Origin of the sequence: Sphingobium sp. MP9-4, assembly GCF_005281675.1 — a bacterium.
Classification (GTDB): Bacteria; Pseudomonadota; Alphaproteobacteria; order Sphingomonadales; family Sphingomonadaceae; genus Sphingobium; species Sphingobium yanoikuyae.
Genome location: NZ_LUFI01000104.1, coordinates 85085 through 101856, shown reverse-complemented (window position 1 = coordinate 101856; position 16772 = coordinate 85085). Strand labels below are relative to the sequence as shown.

The following is a 16772-nucleotide window of genomic DNA, read 5'->3' as shown; positions in this document are numbered from 1 at the left end:
CGGCCTTTCGGTCAGAAGCTAGGAAGGCAGATAGGGAACGGGGCCGCAACCTTGCGGATGCGGCCCCGTTCTTCAAGGCGGTTAGAGGCTCCAGTCGGCACGCAGGCCGATGGTGCGCGGCCGGATGATCGAGCCCTGCGGCGTCGCCGCATCGTTCGCGAACGGGGCGTTCAGCACGCCATATTTGTCGAACACATTGTTGGCGAAGGCCATCAGCCGGACCTTCTCGCCCAGGCTGACCGAGGCGCGCAGGTCGAACACGTTGAAGTCGCCACGGCGCGAGACATCGTCGAAGCTGGTCGGCGCCGACGAGAGGTAGCGGTGCGCGATGTCGAAGCTGGGGGCGCCGGTCACATCGGCGAAGCTGAGCGTCAGATTATTGGCGATCGACCATTTGGACGAGCCCGGCAGCGTCGTGCCCTTGGCATAGCCGCCCAGCCCCGCGACGTCGAACGGATAGGGCAGGAATTCGGTCAGTTCCGCATCCTGCCAGGTGACGTTGGTGGTGAAGTGGACGATCTTGTTGACATTCACCGTGCCGGAAAATTCCACGCCGTTGACGCGCGCGCCGCCGGCATTGACGACATAGGAATAATAGGACGGGCCGGGGCCGAAGAGGCGCGCCTGGATATTGTTCCAGTCGAGATGGAAGCCGGTCAGGTCGATGGCGAAGCGGCCGTCGGGCGTCTGCGCCTTCACGCCGATTTCGTAATTCTTGACCTTGTCGCTCTCATAGGCCTCCGGAATGCTGGGCAGCAGGCCGGCATTGGGGTTGATGCCGCCGACGCGATAGCCCTGCGAATAGGTGGCATAGACCATGACATCCTTCGACGGGCGCCAGGCGATCGTCGCCTTGGGCAAGAAGCCGTCTTCCTTCTGGTTGACGCTGCCGCTGCTGTCGGTCGGCGTGTAGCCGCCTTCATAGCCGCCCAGCGCACCGGCCTGGTTCAGCACGTCGGCCTTGGCGGTGGTGTCATAATAGCGACCGCCCAGCGTGATCTCGATCTGCTCCACCGGCTTGTAGGACAGTTCGCCGAACACGCCGAAATCCTCGTTCGTGCTCTTGGTGAAATAGCCATAGAGGCGGTCGCCGGGCGTCAGCTGCGCGCCGGAATAGCCCCCGAACAGATCGGGATTGGCGTCGATATAGTCGGCGGCACCGGCCTGGAAAATCTGGTCATAGCTGTTCTTCTTGGCCTGCAAATAGCTGACGCCGACCAGCCATTTGAACGGACCGTCGCCGGCCGAGGCGAGGCGGGCCTCAACCGTCTTGATGAGCGCATCGGCCTCGCCCAGCGAATAGGCCGCACCATTGCCGGTGGTGACGCCGGTCACATAGGCATAGGGGTAGGAGAAGATGGTGGTGTTGGTCTTCTTGGTGATCGACCCCAGCACCGTCAGATTGGCGATGTCGCTCACTTCTTGGTCCAGCCGCAGGCTGTTCATCCAGAATTTCGTCTTCTGGGTTTCGGCGCGCGGCAGGTTGCGGACATAGGGGTTTGGCAGGTCGAGATAGGTCTGGTCGTCCAGCTTGCTGTCCTGCCAGCTCGACAGATAGGTGACCTTGGTCGTCTCGCCCAGATTGGCGACGATCGATCCGCGCAGGCCGCGGGTGCGATAATCGTTCGAGCCGTTCACGCCGATGCCGGGATTGTCGAGATAGCCCGCGTCCGACCGCTGCAGCGCGACCAGGCGCAGCGCCAGCTGATCGGCGACCAGCGGGATGTTGATCATCGCCTTGGCGGCATAATTGAGTTCGCCCGAGGCATTCTTGGTGGTGCCGACCAGGCCCGATGCGGCGGCGTCGACCTTGGACGGATCGGCGACATTGGCGACATAGTTGACCAAGCCGCCCAGCGTCGAGGAGCCGAACAGCGTGCCCTGCGGCCCGCGCAGCACTTCCACGCGCTGCAGGTCGAACGTGTCGACGTCGGGGATGCCGATCGGGAAGCCCGGCTCCACCACCGGCACTTCGTTGAGATAATAGCCGACCGTGGTCTGGCCCTGCTCATGATAGGTGGTGGCGGCGACGCCGCGGATCACGACTTCGGAAATGCCGGGCTGGTAATCGTTGAACACCACGCCGGGCAGGCGGACGATATAGTCCGACAGGCTGTTGGCGTTCATCTTCTTGAGCTGCTCGCCGGTGACGGCGCTGATCGGCAGGGCGACCTGGCGGATATCCTCGTCGCGCTTGCCGGCGGTGACGATGATCGTCTCGCTGTCGCTGGCGGCCGGGGCCTGGGCAAGGGCGGTGCCGGACAAGATGGTCGCGGCCGCCATGGCGGTGAAACTCACAGTCTTGAGATGCGTCAGTCTGTTCATTGTCATTCCCCTTATGATGTGAGAACCGGCCTTGTTCCGGCCGGCTTTCTCCCTTGCTCTGTTGTTAGATGTCGCTCCCTTCGCCAAAGCGCTGGCGACCGCCGACGATCGTGCGCAGCACCTTGGTCGCGCCAATCTTCGCCGGATCGATCGCGAACAGATCGGCGTCCAGCACCGCGAAATCGGCCAGCATGCCGGGCTTCAGCAGGCCCATCCGGTCGTCGCTGAAACCGGCAAAGGCGTTGGTCGCGGTATAGGCATGCAGCGCCTGGAGCATGCTGATCTTCTGCTCGGGCAGCCAGCCGCCAGGGTTTGCGCCGTCGATCGTCTGGCGCAGCACGGCGGCGGCGACCCCGGTCAGCGGATCGAGCGGCGCCACCGGCCAGTCCGATCCGAAGGCGACCTTCGCCCCGGCGTCGAGCAGCGACTTGAACGCATAGGTGCCCTTCAGCCGCTCGGCGCCGACACGCTGGATCGCCCATCGTCCATCGTCGATCGCATGATAGGGCTGGACCGATGCAATGACCTGCTGCTGCGCGAAGCGCGGGATCGCGGCCGGCGCCAGATGCTGGGCATGTTCGATGCGGAAACGGCGGTCGCGCTTGCCATTCTTCGCGGCGGCGGCGGCAAAGATGTCCAGCGCCTCGTCATTCGCCTTGTCGCCGATGCCGTGGATGGTGATCTGCAGGCCAGCCGCATCCGCATCGTTGGTCCATTGCTGGACATCGGCGCGCTTGTGGATCGGGAAGCCTTTATTGTCGGGCGCGTCGTCATAGGGGCGATAGAACATCGCCGTGCGCGACCCCAGCGATCCATCATATTGCAGCTTCAGTCCGCCCCAGCGGACCCAGTCGTCGCCGCGCCCTTCAGCCTCGATCAGCGCCTTGAGCTTCGCCCAGTCCTGCAGGTGCACGAAGGAATAGAAGCGCATGTCGGTCTCGCCCTTGGCACGCAGGCGGCGCAGCGTGTCATGGGTGATCCAGTCCAGTTCGGTGGTGTGGACCTGCACCACGCCCTTGGACAGGCCATGGGCGATGCCCTGGCGCGCGGCATCCTCCTTGTCGGCGTCGGTCGGCGCGGGGATGGCGCGCTTGACCAGGTCCATCGCCGCATCCTTCAGGATGCCGGTCGGGTTCCCATCCTTGTCGCGCACGATCATGCCGCCGGCTACATCGGGGGTGTCGCGGTCGATCCCGGCCAGTTTCAGCGCCAGCGAATTGAGCGCCAGCATGTGCAGGTCCAGTCGCTGCACCGCGACCGGGGTATGGGGCGTCACCGGGTCCATCCAGCTGCGGTCGGGCAATTCGCCGCCCCATAGCTCCGCGTCCCAGCTGCCGCCCTGCAACCATTGGCCGGGCTTCAGGCTCTTGGCCGCCTCGCCGACGATGCGGGCAAATTCCTGCGGGCTCTTCGCCTCGCGCAGATTGGGCTGGCTCAGCAGATAGGAACCGGTGAGGAAATGGGTGTGCGCGTCGGTGAAGCCGGGCATGACGAAGGCGCCGCCCAGATCGATGATACGGGTGGTCTTGCTCGACTGCGCCTTGACCGCCGCCGCGCCGATCGCGGCGATGCGTCCGTGGGCGATGCCGATCGCCGATCGCGCCGTCGGCATGCCCTCGCCGGTCCAGACCGTCGCATTGACATAGGCGGTGTCGAGCACCTGTCCCTTCGCCCACAGGCTGCTGCTCAATGCCAGTCCGGCCAGGCCGGTCGCACCCCCGGCCAGCATCTCGCGTCGGCTGAACATCATTGCTCTGCTCCCTCGTGGCTGGTTTCGTCCAGCCGGTCCTCATTGTAGATCTGCATCCAGTCGCGCAGGCCGCCGGGGGCCAGGCTGCCGACAATCTCGTTGATGCCCTGGCGGCTTTCGTCGCGGCCCAGCTTGAACCGGCCATCGATCGCGCGGACATGGGCACGAAAGCCGATAATATGCTTCATCATCGGTTCCAGCCGCGCGCCGGCGTCATCGATATGCCAGGGGGCGACGCGGCCCGCCTCCATCCGGTCGGTCAGCGTCTCGATCGACTCGCGCGTCGCTTCCGGCAACAGCTCGACATCGACGGTCAGCACCGCCATCGCATAGTTCCAGGTCGGCACCCATGTCGGGTTCGACTGCATTTCGGGTGAGATATAGCCCTGCGGCCCGTTCACCAGCACGGTGGCGCGGGGCGCCGCGCGCAGTTGCGCGACCTGCGGGTTGGACAGGGCAAAATGGCCCAGCAACGACACCAGCGCACCGTCCGCGTCGCATTCGGCCAGCAGCGGCAGCGGCGTCGCGCCGAAGCCGGCCTCGCTATGGGAGACGATCCAGCAGAGCGGATGGTCGCCGATCAGGGTGACGATGTCGTCCGGGGAGCGGGGCGCATATTTCATATGCATGACACTGCGCCGGCATTGGACCCGCCCGAAACATCCAATTCGGGAAAGTGAAGGGGTCCAAGTAAGATCAGGGTTCGGCGCAGCGGCGCAGCGCCTGCAACACCTCTTTCGCCTCCTCCTCGGTCAGGCTGGCAAAGCCGATGCGCAGCCCCCGCTCGGTCCCTTCCTCGGCCGCATAGCTGTGCGAGGAGGCGAAGCTGAGGCCGATCTCGGGTGCTCGCGCTTCCAGCCGGTCGAGCGCCGCCATGTCCTTGAACTGCAACCAGAAGGCGAGGCCGCCATCGGGCAGGCGATAGTCGATCAACCTGTCCATTTCGCTGTCAAGATTGCGCGCGAAGGCATCGCGCCGCCGGGCGTAGATCTGCGCGGTCTTGCGCACATGGCGCCGCACCTCGCCGCTCTCCAGCAGTTCGGCGGCGGCCTCCTCCGTCACGGTATTGCCCATGCCGTCGATCAGCGAGATCTGATAGGCCAGCGCGTCGACGACCTTGGGCGCGGCGGCGATGTAACCGATGCGCAAAGCCGGCACGAGCAGCTTGGACATCGACCCGGCATAGATCACCCGCGCCGGGGCGTAGCTCGCCATCGGCAGCAGCGGCTGCGCGCCGAAGTGGAACTCATGGTCATAATCATCCTCGATGATCGCGAAGGCGAATTGCCGCGCCAGCTCCAGCAGGCGCAGCCGCCGCTCGGGCCGCATCGACACGGTGGTCGGAAACTGGTGATGCGGCGTCACGAAGATGGCGCGGACGCGATGCTTGCGGCAGGCGCGTTCGACATCGGCGACGTCGACCCCGTCCTCGTCCAGCCCGACCGTGACGATCTTGGCGCCGCAGGCACGGAAGGCGGCGACGGCCGGCTCATAGGTCAGCCGTTCGACCAGCACCGCGTCGCCCGGCCGGATCAGGATGCGCGCGGTCAGGAACACGCCCATCTGGCTGCCGCGGGTGATGCAGATATTCTCAGCGCTGACCATCAGCCCGCGCTGGCGCCGCAACATGCTGGCGATCTCCTGTCGCAGCCGTGGCGACCCGCGCGGGTCGCGATAGTGAAGCGCATTGGCGCGCGAGGCCCCCTCCGCCGCCTTGCGATAGGCGCGGGCGAGGAGGTCGGCGGGAAACAGGCGTCCGTCGGCGACGCCCTCGTCCAGCTTGCGCCATTTGCCCGCCGGGATGGCGATCAGCCGGTCGGGTGCGGCCAGGAAGGGATATTCGGTTTCGTCCGGCTGGCGGGTGTCGGGGGCGATCGGCGGGGCAGGGGCATCGTCGCTGCTGGGCAGGGAGGTCGACACGATCGTGCCGCGCGTGCCTGCGCTCACCAGCCAGCCCTGCGCGATCAGTTCCTCATAGGCGGTGACGATGGTCTTGCGATTGACCTCCAGCGCGGCGGCGAGTTCCCGGCTGCTTGGCAGGAACTCGCCGGGCAACAGCCGGCCGCGCTCGATCTCGTGAATCAGCCCATGGGCGATCTGCATGTAGCGCGGGCTGTCCGGCGCGATCCGCACCCGTTCCTTGAGCGGCAGGGTCCAGGGGCGCAACATCCGCGTGGCGATCAGCGCCGCGATGCCGCCAGGGCCATGTCGGCAAGGGCGATCGTTCCGAGCGGCCCGGCGCGGTCGCCCAGTGCCGGGTGGGCGACATAGTCGTCCATCGATGCGATCGTCGCAGCCGCGCCATAGGCCGCCAGGCTGGCGGTCAGTCCATCGCGGATCAATGGCATCAACTGGGGCTGGCCCATGGCGACCCCACCGCCGATCAGGATACGCTGGGGCAGGCTGGTCAGCGCCAGATTATGGCACATTGCCGCCAGTGCATGGGCGACGAACGACCATTGCGGATCATCAGCGGACACGTCGCGTCCGCGTTGGCCGGTCCGCGCCTCGATCGCGGGACCATTGGCCAGTCCCTCCAGGCAATCGCGATGGAAGGGGCAATTGCCTGCAAAATCGTCGCCGGCGGCGCGCGGCACGCGCATATGCCCGGCCTCGCTATGGCCCAGTCCGCGCACGGGCATGCCGGACACGATGCTGCCCACGCCGATGCCGGTGCCGACCGTGACATAGGCCCAACTGGTCAACCCCTGCGCCGCGCCCCAGCGACCCTCGGCCAGCGCTGCACCATTGACGTCGGTATCGACCATGAAGGGGCGTCCGGCCGCGAGGTGGGTGATGTCCGTTCCGCTCCAGCCAGGCTTGGGCGTGCTGACGATCGAGCCGAAGCTGGCCGACGCCGGATCAAGATCAAGCGGTCCGAAGCTGCCGAGGCCCAGCGCTGCGAAATCCCATCCGGCCAATGTCGCGGCCACCGCTGACAGGGTCTCGGCAGGCGTGGTGGTCGGAATTTCCACCTGCGCCTGGATATCGTCCGGCCCGGTGCCCAGGATGCAGATGCACTTGGTGCCGCCCAGTTCTACGCCTGCCAGCATTGGTTCATGCTCCCCAGATCATCTCGGCATAGGCAAGGAAATTGCCGCCCAATATCTTCTCGATGCGGGCCGTCGAATAGCCTTTGGCGCGCAGCAGCCCAACGAGCTTGCGGAACTGGTCCGGGCCGCGCAGGTCGACGACGAAGGGATAGGTGTCGGATCGTTCGCCCTTGGCGCTGATCCCGGCGGCCTGGCGCGCGGCGATTTCCTTGGCCAGCACCGCCTCATAGGCCTTCAGGTCGTCGATCTGCGTCACCGTGCCGTCGGTGCCAATGCCGACATGATCCTCGCCGCACAGCTTCACCGCATGGTCGATATGGGCGACGACATGCTCGGCGCGGGCATGGCCAGACAGGTCGAGGAAGGGCATGAAATAGATGCCGATGAAGCCGCCGCGATCGGCGACCAGCTTGAGTTCCGCATCGGTCTTGTTGCGCGGCAGGTTGGTGACGGCGCGGCAGCCGGTATGGTTGATCGAGATCGGCTGTTTGGAAATGCGTGCCGCCTCCAGGCAGGTCTGCTCGCCGCTGTGGGACAGGTCGACCATCACCCGCTGCGCATTGCAGCGCGCGACAACCTCGCGCCCGAACGGGGTGAGGCCGCGATTGCCCGGCGCCATCGACCCGTCGCCCAGTTGGTTGGCGGGGTTGTAGGTCAGCTGGAAGATGCGCACGCCCAGATTGGCGAAAATATCGACCCGGCTGGCATCCTGGCCCATCATCGCGCCATTCTGGAATCCGTAGATCAGGCCCACTTTCCCTTCCGCCTTGGCGCGGCTTATGTCGGCGGCGGTCAGGATCTTCATCAGGTCGCGGCTGTTGGCACGTATCTGCGCATCAGTCTCCGCTACCTCGCGCACGCTCTGGACGAACGGGTCATCCGATCCGGAGACATAGCCAATGGTGATGTTGACGGCAGTCAAGCCGGACGCATGGGCTTCCGCCAGCACGCGCGGGCTGAACTGCGGGACCAGTGAATCGGCGGGCTGGTTGGGATCGCCCAGGCCACCGAGCGCATTGATGACGATCATGTCCTTGATCGGATCGGCCTCCACGCCTGCCGCGCGCGCGCCGCTGGCCGCCAGCATCGCGGCCGACACGCCCATGAAATTCCGCCGATCCAGCTTCATTCGTCGTCCCCCATCTCGTCCTTGGTCACCGGCACATAGGCGTTGCGGGCATAGGCCTTGCCGCGCTTCACCACCGTCTCGATCGTCTGGATATTGGCGATGTCGGCGACCGGATCGCCTTTGAGCACCACGAAATTGGCGAGCTTGCCCGGTTCGATCGAGCCCATTTCATTGCCCTGCCCGGCCGCCTGCGCGCCGACCAGCGTGGCGGACCGGATCACCTCGACCGGCGGCATGCCGACATTGCGGGCAAGGAAGAGCAGTTCCTCATGAACGGCGGGCCACTGATCCTCGACCTCACCGACGAAATCGGTGCCGGTGGAGATGGGGACGCCCATCTTCCACGCCTGACGGGTGAGGCGGGTGGTGAGGTCGCCGGTGCAGCGCAGCGGCTTCGCCTTGGGATCGGCCTTGCGCTTGGCCTCATATTTCACGAACAGCGCGCCGGTCGCGTCGAGGATCGTGCCCTGTTTCAGCATCGCGCGGAACAGGTCGGCCATCACCGGGTCATCATCGCCCGGCGCCAGCAGATTTTCATGCACCGGCGTCCGGTCTTCATACGCCGCCAGCATCACCGGCTCGCGCTGATAGGCGAGATAGCAGACATGGCTGATCGCGTCCGGCCCGGCGGCGATCACGTCGGCCGGGCGGGTGGGGAAGACCGAACTATGCGCCCAGACCAGCATATGCTGGCGATGGGCGGCGGCGGTCACGGCTTTGACCTGCCGCGGAGTGAGGTCGGCATAGACCTTGATCGCGCTGGCCGATGTGCCACGCGCCAGGGTGATGGCTTCCTTGAGGTCGGTCCTGTCGTCGATCGCCTGCATCCAGGGCGCGGTGCCCGGCGTCACCCCTTGGCTGGCGGCGGCGACACGCGGATCGGCGAAGAAGGGGCGGCCGGCCATGATCGCGGCATAATAGATGTCGGGCGCAGGGATCTCGGCCATGCGCGCCTCGCGCGCCAGTTCGCCGACCGAGCGCAGATCGTCGGCCATGTCGCGCACCGCCGTCACCCCGCCATAGAGATTGCGGCGCAGCATCGCCTTGGCCTGCACGGCATTGGGCGGGGTTGCCATATGGACATGGCTGTCGATCAGGCCGGGGATGACATAGCGGCCGGCCAGATCGACCTGCTTCGCGCCGGCGACATCGGCGGCGGGCAGGCCGCCATGCGGCGCCAGCGCGACGATCCGGTCGCCGCGCACCAGCATGTCCTGATTGCCGCGCGGCGCCGCGCCGGTGCCGTCGATGATGGTGGCGCCGCTATAGAGTATCACTTCCTCGGCCGGTTTGGGCGGCTGGGCAAAAGCGGCGAAGGGCAGGGCGCAGGCGATCAGGGCGGCAAGGCGGGCAGTTTTCATCATCTGTCCTTATTCGCCGGGCCGGTAGGTGCGGACGGCATGGGCCTTGATATCTTCGGGGTAGAAATAGACCGGGCGCAGATCGCCCTTGGCATAGAGGTCGACCTGATCGGCGAAATGGGGCGAGTGGGGATCGCCGCTCTCGCCCCCGGCGCTGACCGCGCGGGCGACGACCTTCGGCCCGAATTCGACCGCCGCGACGAAGCTGTTGCCCTTGGTGCCATAATAGCGCTTCGTCCCCGGATAGCGCGCCGCGCCGAAGGCGGCGAGCGATCCCCATTGCGACGAGGCGAAGGGAATGGGCGTGCTGGGCTTGGCATCGTCGAACGTCTGGACGATCGCGCCGTCATTGCGCTGGTAGCGGTTGATCTCGCCCCAGGGCACGGCGATGCTGCCGAAATCGGTGGTCAGCCGCTCGACCGCCTCGCGCAGTGCCGCGAGCTTCTGCGCGTCGGTCGCGCGGGTCGCCATATAGTCGATGGTGGACAGGCCCGCCTCCTTGGCGGCCGGGGCCACCGCCTTCCACAGTGCCTCGCCCCAGAAGACCGCGAGCGAAGTCTCCGTCGAAGTCAGGCTCCATTTATAATCCCAGCCGCGCAGGCTCTGCACCGCATCGGCCAGCGCCGGATCGGGCGCCCTGTCCTGGGCCGCGATCAGGCCCGGAACCAGCCGCGCGAAGCCGGTCAGATAGGGATCATAGGCCGCGCCGATCAGGCTATCGAGGGTGAAATGCTCATTGGCCGACAGCACGATCTGCGCATGGGGGCCGCGCGGATTTTCGCCGGCCTGGTCCATGTAGCGGGGAAAGGCCGCGCGCTGTGGGCTATCCGCGCCGGCGGCCGTCCAGGGCCAGTTATTGGTGTTCATCGCCCAGCCGCCCTTCGGGTTCACCGCCTGGGGCAGGCTGGACAGGTCATGCAGGCCGCGCCAGTCGGTCGCCGGATCGCTGCCGTCCACGGGCTTCGTATAATCGAAGCGATCGTCGCGGATCGGCACGAATTGCGGGTGGAGATAGGCGATCTCGCCCCTGTCGTCGGCCAGCAGCGTGTTGTTGCTGCTGTTCGCCTTATTCTCCGCGACCTTGAGGAAGCTCGCATAATCGCTGGTCTTGGTGCGCAGATAGCTTTGTTCCAGCGCCGGCACCGGCTTGTTCATCAGCGCGAAGGCGATCCACTTGTCGCCTTCGGTCCGCACGATCGGGCCATGATGGGTGGAGTAGCCGGTGAAGGCGCGCTGGGCGAGCTTGCCGTCCGGCGTGCGGTAGGAAATGGCGATGGTCTTTTCGGTGACCGGCCGCAATTCCTTGCCATAGCGGTAGAAGAGGCGATCGCCCTGCGGCACGATCGTCTCGGCAAATTCGTCGACATTGTCGATGCCGCTCGACGTGTGCATCCAGCCGATATGGCGGTTGAAGCCCTGATAGATGAAGAACTGGCCCCAGGTGACCGCGCCATAGGCGTCCAGCCCTTCGTCGCTGCTCATCTGCAGTTCGGACCGGAAGAAGAAGCTGGTGTGCGGGTTGATCATCAACAGCGCATGGCCGCCTTCCGTCCGGGACGGCGCGATGGCAAAGCCGTTCGACCCCTGCGGCTCGCGATAGGCCAGGCCCTGTTCCAGCATGGTCAGCGCCACCGGCTTCTTCTCGTAAAAGGCCTGTAGCTGGGTCAGCGGCACCCGCTCGATATCGCCGCCGATGCTGCCTTCGGTGAAGCTCAGTGCCATCCACGGCTCGAACCGGGTGATGACGCGCGGCTTCACCATCGGATGGGTCGAGAGATAATAATTCAGGCCATCGGCCCAGGCCTGCATCAGCTTCTTGAGCCAGGCCGGGCTGCGGGCATAGTCGGCCTGCAGCCGGGCAGGATCGATGAACAGGCGCTGGCGCAGATCCTGCCAGATCGCCTTTTCGCCCTCGGCTTCGGCGAGGCGGCCCAAGTTGACCAGATAATTGGTCTCGATCCGGTTGAAGTCGTCTTCGGCCTGGGCATAGACCATGCCGAACACGGCGTCGGCATCGGTTGCGCCATGGACATGGGCGATGCCCCACTGGTCGCGGGTGATGGTGACCTTGGCCGGCGAGAGCGCGGTCGGCGATTGGGCAAGGGCAGGGCAGGCGGCAAGAGCGACCAATGCCCCCGCAAGGGAGGTGGCGCGCGGCAGGAATTTCGTCATAGAGAGGGGGAGTAATGAAGGGGGCGGGGCGGCGCAAGCAGCCTCCCGTCAAGGGGGATGATATCGATGCACAGGCTTTTGATCCTGCTGGCCTTTCTGTTCGTCGCGCCGATGCCGGCGGGGGCGGAGCAGGCCGCGCCGGCGCTCTATCTGCTGCGCCCCGATGCCGTGTTCGACGGCGCGACGTCGCATCGCGGATGGGCGGTGCTGGTGCGCGGCAACCGGATCGAGGCGGCCGGACCGGGGATCGCGGTGCCGGCTGGGGCAAGGGTGATCGGCCTGCCCGGCAAGACCCTGCTCCCCGGCTTGATCGAGGGCCATTCGCACCTCTTCCTGCACCCCTATAACGAGACAAGCTGGGACGATCAGGTGCTGCACGAGCCGCTGGCGCTGCGCACCGTGCGGGCCACGGTGTCGGCGCGGGCGACGCTGATGGCGGGCTTCACCACCGTGCGCGATCTGGGCACCGAAGGGGCTGGCTATGCCGATGTCGGCCTCAAGCAGGCGATCGAGCAGGATATCGTCGCCGGGCCGCGCATGCTGGTCGCGACCCGCGCGCTGGTGGCACCGGGCGCTTATGGCCCGCGTGGCTTCGAGCCGGGCGTCGTCGTGCCGTTGGGCGCGGAGGAAGCCGGCGGTCCCGATCTGGTGACGGCGGTGCGGCGACAGATCGCGGCCGGCGCCGATGTCGTGAAACTCTATGCCGACTATCGCTGGGGCAAGGGCGAGCCGAGCCGGCCGACCTTCACCCAGGCGGAAATGGCAGCGGCAGTGGAGGCTGCGCACAGCGCCGGGCGCAAGGTCGCGGCCCATGCCGCCACCGACGAGGGGATGCGCCGGGCGATCCTGGCCGGGGTCGACACGATCGAGCATGGCTATGAGGGGAGCGCCGCGACCTTCGCGCTGATGAAGGCGCATGGCGTCGGCTATTGCCCGACCCTGGCGGCGTCCGATGCCACAGCGCGCTATCGCGGCTGGACCGGCACGGAACCGGCGCCGGCAGCGGTCGTCCAGGCGCGCCAGGCCTTTGCCCGCGCGCGGGTGGAGGGCGTCACCCTCTGCCTGGGCGGCGATGTCGGCGTGTTCGCCCATGGCGACAATGCCCGCGAGGCGGAGCTGATGGCGGCCGCCGGCATGGCGCCCCGCGACGTGCTGGTCGCGGCGACCAGCGGCAATGCGGCACTGTTCGGCATTGCCGACCGGCTGGGCGCGGTGAAGCCGGGCCTGCTCGCCGATCTGGTCGCGGTCGAGGGCGATCCGACCCGTAGCATCGACGCATTGCGCCAGGTCGGCTTCGTGATGAAGGACGGCGTCATCTACAAGGGGCCGGGCGCGCAGCCATGAGCCAGGGCGATCACGCGTTCCTGGGTCATCCGCGGGGCCTCGCCTATCTGCTGTTCACCGAAGCGTGGGAGCGTTTCTCCTATTATGGCATGCAGTCGCTGCTGGCCCTCTATCTGGTCAAGCATCTGCTGCAGCCGGGGCAGGCCGACGGCCTGCTCTTCTTCGATGCCTTTCGCCAGCTTTATGGCGGGCTGGACGGCCAGCCGCTCGCCTCCGCCATTGTCGGCACCTATTTCGCCAGCGTCTATGTGACGCCGATCCTGGGCGGGCTGGTCGCGGACCGGCTGCTGGGCCGGCATCGCACGGTGCTGCTGGGTGCATTGACGATGATGGCGGGCCATTTCCTGATGGCGGTCCAGGCCGCCTTCCTGCCCGCGCTCGGCTTGCTGGTGCTGGGCAGCGGCCTGTTCAAGGGCAATCTAGCCAGCCAGATCGGCGCGCTCTATCGCCATGATGACCCGCGTCGCGATGGCGCGTTCCAGCTTTATTATCTGGGGATCAATATCGGCCTGATCGCCGCGCCGCTGGTGATCGGCACGCTGGCGGAAACGCGCGGCTGGCATGTCGGCTTTGCCGTCGCCGGGGTTGGCATGGTGATCGCCACGATCATCTATCTCGCCGGACGCAGGCATCTGCCGGTTGACGATTATCGCGCCAGATCGAACGGGCGCGGGCGCATGACCGGGCAGGATCTGCGTGGCCTGCTGGGCATCGTCCTGCTGATCCCGCTGCTGGCGGTGGCGCTGTTGCCCAACAATCAGATATTCAACGCCTATCTGATCTGGGGCGACGCGCATCTGGAGCTGACGTTGGGCGGGCTGCGCGTGCCGACGAGCTGGCTCATCACCCTCGATGCGGGGCTGGGCCTGGCGATCCTTGCCGGCCTGCCTTTCGTCTATCGCCGTTATGCGCGCCACCGGCCCGAACCCGGCGATCTTGCCAAGCTGACGATCGGGTCGCTCTTTGCGACGGGGGGCATGCTCTGCCTGGCACTGGGATCGGCGCTGGCGGGTGCGGACGGCAGAACGGGGCTTGGCTGGGCGATCACCTTCCATCTGCTCAACGGCATCGGTTTTGCCCATATATTGCCGGTCAGCCTGGCGCTGTTCACCCGCGCCGCGCCGCCGCGTCAGGCCGGGCTGGCGATCGGCCTCTATTATCTCGTCTTCTTCCTGGGCAATATCCTGGTCGGCTGGGTGGGGGGCTTCTACGCCCGCATGCCGGCCACTGCCTTCTGGCTGCTGCATGCCGGGATCGCTGCGGGATGTGGCGCGATTTTCCTGATATTGACGCTACGGAAAGCGATTTTTCGGTCGGATTGACGCTTTTTTCACGTTCGACCAACACCTGGCCTCACACTGACCATGTCATTCCCGATCCTGCGAGCGCGGGCATCCGACGCGCGCCGACAGGAGGGAATGATGACTGCCGATTTCGATCCCGCCGATTTTGACGGCGACAGCGCGCTCGATACCGACATGGCCGGTTTCGACATCGACCCCAAGCTGCGGCCGGTGCGGCACCTGCCGCTGTTGGTGCAGGCCAGCGGCCGCTACAATTTCGTGCGCTCGCCGCGCTTCCCGATGCCGCGCGCGCTGCCCGGTGCGGTCGATCGCTTCGACGATGATATCAATGCGCTGACGCTCTATACGCGCGAGGAACTGCGGCTGGACGTCGATGGCCGCTATCCGCAGATGACGGTCAGCGGCACGCGCGCCGGCCCGCTGGGGCCGGTGGTCAGCTGGGTTGCGGCGCTGACCCGGACCGGTGCCAATCATTATAGCGGCCAGATCTGGTTCAAGGATGGTCAGGTCGGCGCCATCCCCCATACCCAGATCAGCCTCAAGGTGACGAAGAGCCTGCTCGCCGCCCAGCGCAAGGTCGAGGCGACCTTCAGCGGCGGTGGCGCGGCGAGCTTCGTGCGCACCTATCAGTTCAGCTCTGCAAGCTTCCGTCCGGCCGAGTTCGAATATGACACGGTGGCCGGCGCGACCCGCGTGACGGAGATCGGCACGCACGATCATCCCAATCATCCCGCGACCATGGCCAGCGAGACGCTGAGCCTTGACACCGTCTATCGGCGGGCGGGATTCAACGTCAGCGACGCGCCCGGCAATGGCGCCATCCCGCTCGGTGCGGCCGGCGCCGATCAGCGCTGGACCGACCAGGAAATGCATGACGCGATGCAGATCTACTGGTCGCGCTTTGCCGACAAGCCGCAATGGTCGTTGTGGGTGCTGTTCGCCTCGCTCCATGTGCAGGGCAGCAGCCTGGGCGGCATCATGTTCGACGATATCGGGTCGAACCATCGCCAGGGGACGGCCATCTTCACCGACGCTTTCATCGCCCATCCGCCGGCGGGCGATGCCGATCCCGACGCCTGGGTGCGGCGGATGCGCTTCTGGACGGCCGCGCATGAGGTCGGCCACGCCTTCAACCTGGCGCATAGCTGGCAGAAGTCGCTGGGCACGCCCTGGATTCCGCTGGCCGACGATCCCGAAGCGCGCAGCTTCATGAACTATCCCTATGCGGTGGCGGGCGGCCAGGCGGCCTTCTTTGCCGATTTCGACTTCCGCTTTTCCGATCCCGAACTGCTGTTCATGCGCCATGGCCCCGAACGCTTCGTGCAGATGGGCAATGCCGACTGGTTCGACCAGCATGGCTTCTCGCAGGTGGCGTTGGACCCCAATGAGGAGTTCGGCCTGACTCTGTCTGTCAATGCCCGCGACAATCGCCTACCCTATCTGTTGCCGCCGGTGGTCGAGATGGCACTGGTCAACCGCAGCGGCCGGCCCAAGCTGGCATCGGCGGCGCGCCTGTCGGAACGGGCAGGCCTGACCCTGATCATCAGCAAGGATGGCCGGCCCGCGCGCCAATGGTCGCCCTATTCGCGCCATTGCGGCGAGAGCCTGGAAATCATTCTGGGTCAGGGTGAGGCGCTCTATGACAGCGTGCTGGTCGGCGCTGGCCGCAATGGCTGGGACATGGCCGAACCGGGCCGTTACACCATCCAGGCGATGCTGGTCGTCGATGGCCGGGCCGTCATCTCCAACGCGCTGGAGGTGAAGGTGGAGCCGCCCGAAAGCCGCGAGGAAGAGCGGCTGGCGCAGGATATCTTCACCCCGGAAGTCGGCCAGGTGCTGGCCGTCAACGGCACGCGCGGCGTCCAATCGGCGGTCGATGCGCTGAGGGCGGCCACGCGGATGCGCCAGCATCCGCTCGCGCGCCAGGCGGCGGTCGCGCTCGCCGGCCCGTTGGCCGACGAATATAAGCTGCTGCAGGTGGATGAGCGGGCACGGCCCGGTGAGACCCCTGCTGCGGCCGCCCGCCGCATCGAGGTTTATGACGCCGATCTCAAGGAAGCACGCCACCTGCTGGCGATCGCGACCGAGGGCAGCGCCGATGCCGCCGTCAATGCCGTTGGCCATACCCGGTTCCTGCGCGAGGCAGGCAAGCTGGCTCGCGCGCTGGATGGCGGGGTTGCCCCGGCGCTGCGTCAGACGGGGCTGGGCTTCGACGCGGTTCGGGCGGGCGATGTCATCGGCGGCTTCAACCTGGGCCAGGACATGCAGCGCATGCTGGCCCTCAAGGCGAACGGCCTCAGTATCTGATCCATGCAGGCGCATCGCCTGTCATGG

The 16772-nt window shown here is 66.4% G+C and carries 11 protein-coding genes; 3 read left to right on the top strand and 8 right to left on the bottom strand.

Annotated elements, in window-relative coordinates; translation table 11 throughout:
* Positions 1-81: 81 nt before the first annotated feature.
* The 8 genes from A0U87_RS25635 to A0U87_RS25600 all read right to left on the bottom strand — a co-directional run bounded on the left by A0U87_RS25635 (position 82) and on the right by A0U87_RS25600 (position 11790).
* The gene (locus A0U87_RS25635; RefSeq protein ID WP_048937421.1) at positions 82-2325 is read right to left on the bottom strand and encodes a TonB-dependent receptor; all 2244 of its coding nucleotides are present in this window, start codon (positions 2323-2325) and stop codon (positions 82-84) included.
* 64 nt (positions 2326-2389) lie between these two features.
* Positions 2390-4075 carry an amidohydrolase gene (locus A0U87_RS25630; protein ID WP_048937420.1) on the bottom strand — a complete coding sequence of 562 codons (1686 nt, stop codon included), beginning with the start codon at positions 4073-4075 and terminating at the stop codon, positions 2390-2392.
* On the bottom strand, positions 4072-4704 hold the full coding sequence (locus tag A0U87_RS25625) for an FMN-binding negative transcriptional regulator (protein ID WP_048937419.1): 633 nt from the start codon (positions 4702-4704) through the stop codon (positions 4072-4074). Before A0U87_RS25625 ends, A0U87_RS25630 begins: the two co-directional genes overlap by 4 nt.
* Before the next feature lie 67 nt (positions 4705-4771).
* Positions 4772-6244, bottom strand: a complete 1473-nt coding sequence (locus A0U87_RS25620; protein WP_048937418.1) for a PLP-dependent aminotransferase family protein — start codon at positions 6242-6244, stop codon at positions 4772-4774.
* A gap of 11 nt (positions 6245-6255) precedes the next feature.
* A complete protein-coding gene (locus tag A0U87_RS25615) occupies positions 6256-7128 on the bottom strand; it encodes an ROK family protein (RefSeq protein WP_048937417.1) in 873 nt (290 codons plus the stop codon).
* A gap of 4 nt (positions 7129-7132) precedes the next feature.
* Positions 7133-8257 (bottom strand): membrane dipeptidase, encoded by a 1125-nt coding sequence (locus A0U87_RS25610; protein WP_048937416.1) that lies wholly within the window; start codon positions 8255-8257, stop codon positions 7133-7135.
* Positions 8254-9618, bottom strand: coding sequence for an amidohydrolase family protein (locus tag A0U87_RS25605; RefSeq protein WP_048937415.1), 1365 nt, complete (start codon positions 9616-9618; stop codon positions 8254-8256). The genes A0U87_RS25610 and A0U87_RS25605 overlap by 4 nt, the downstream gene beginning before the upstream one ends.
* Before the next feature lie 9 nt (positions 9619-9627).
* Positions 9628-11790, bottom strand: coding sequence for a penicillin acylase family protein (locus A0U87_RS25600; protein ID WP_048937414.1), 2163 nt, complete (start codon positions 11788-11790; stop codon positions 9628-9630).
* Positions 11791-11856: 66 nt separating this feature from the next.
* Here A0U87_RS25600 and A0U87_RS25595 point away from each other — a divergent pair, with 66 nt between their 5' ends.
* The 3 genes from A0U87_RS25595 to A0U87_RS25585 all read left to right on the top strand — a co-directional run bounded on the left by A0U87_RS25595 (position 11857) and on the right by A0U87_RS25585 (position 16745).
* Positions 11857-13134, top strand: coding sequence for an amidohydrolase family protein (locus tag A0U87_RS25595; protein ID WP_122928834.1), 1278 nt, complete (start codon positions 11857-11859; stop codon positions 13132-13134).
* On the top strand, positions 13131-14456 hold the full coding sequence (locus A0U87_RS25590; protein WP_137406123.1) for a peptide MFS transporter: 1326 nt from the start codon (positions 13131-13133) through the stop codon (positions 14454-14456). The genes A0U87_RS25595 and A0U87_RS25590 overlap by 4 nt, the downstream gene beginning before the upstream one ends.
* 96 nt (positions 14457-14552) lie before the next feature.
* Complete coding sequence (locus A0U87_RS25585) at positions 14553-16745, top strand: hypothetical protein (RefSeq protein WP_234415719.1); 2193 nt, start codon at positions 14553-14555, stop codon at positions 16743-16745.
* Positions 16746-16772 lie beyond the last annotated feature (27 nt).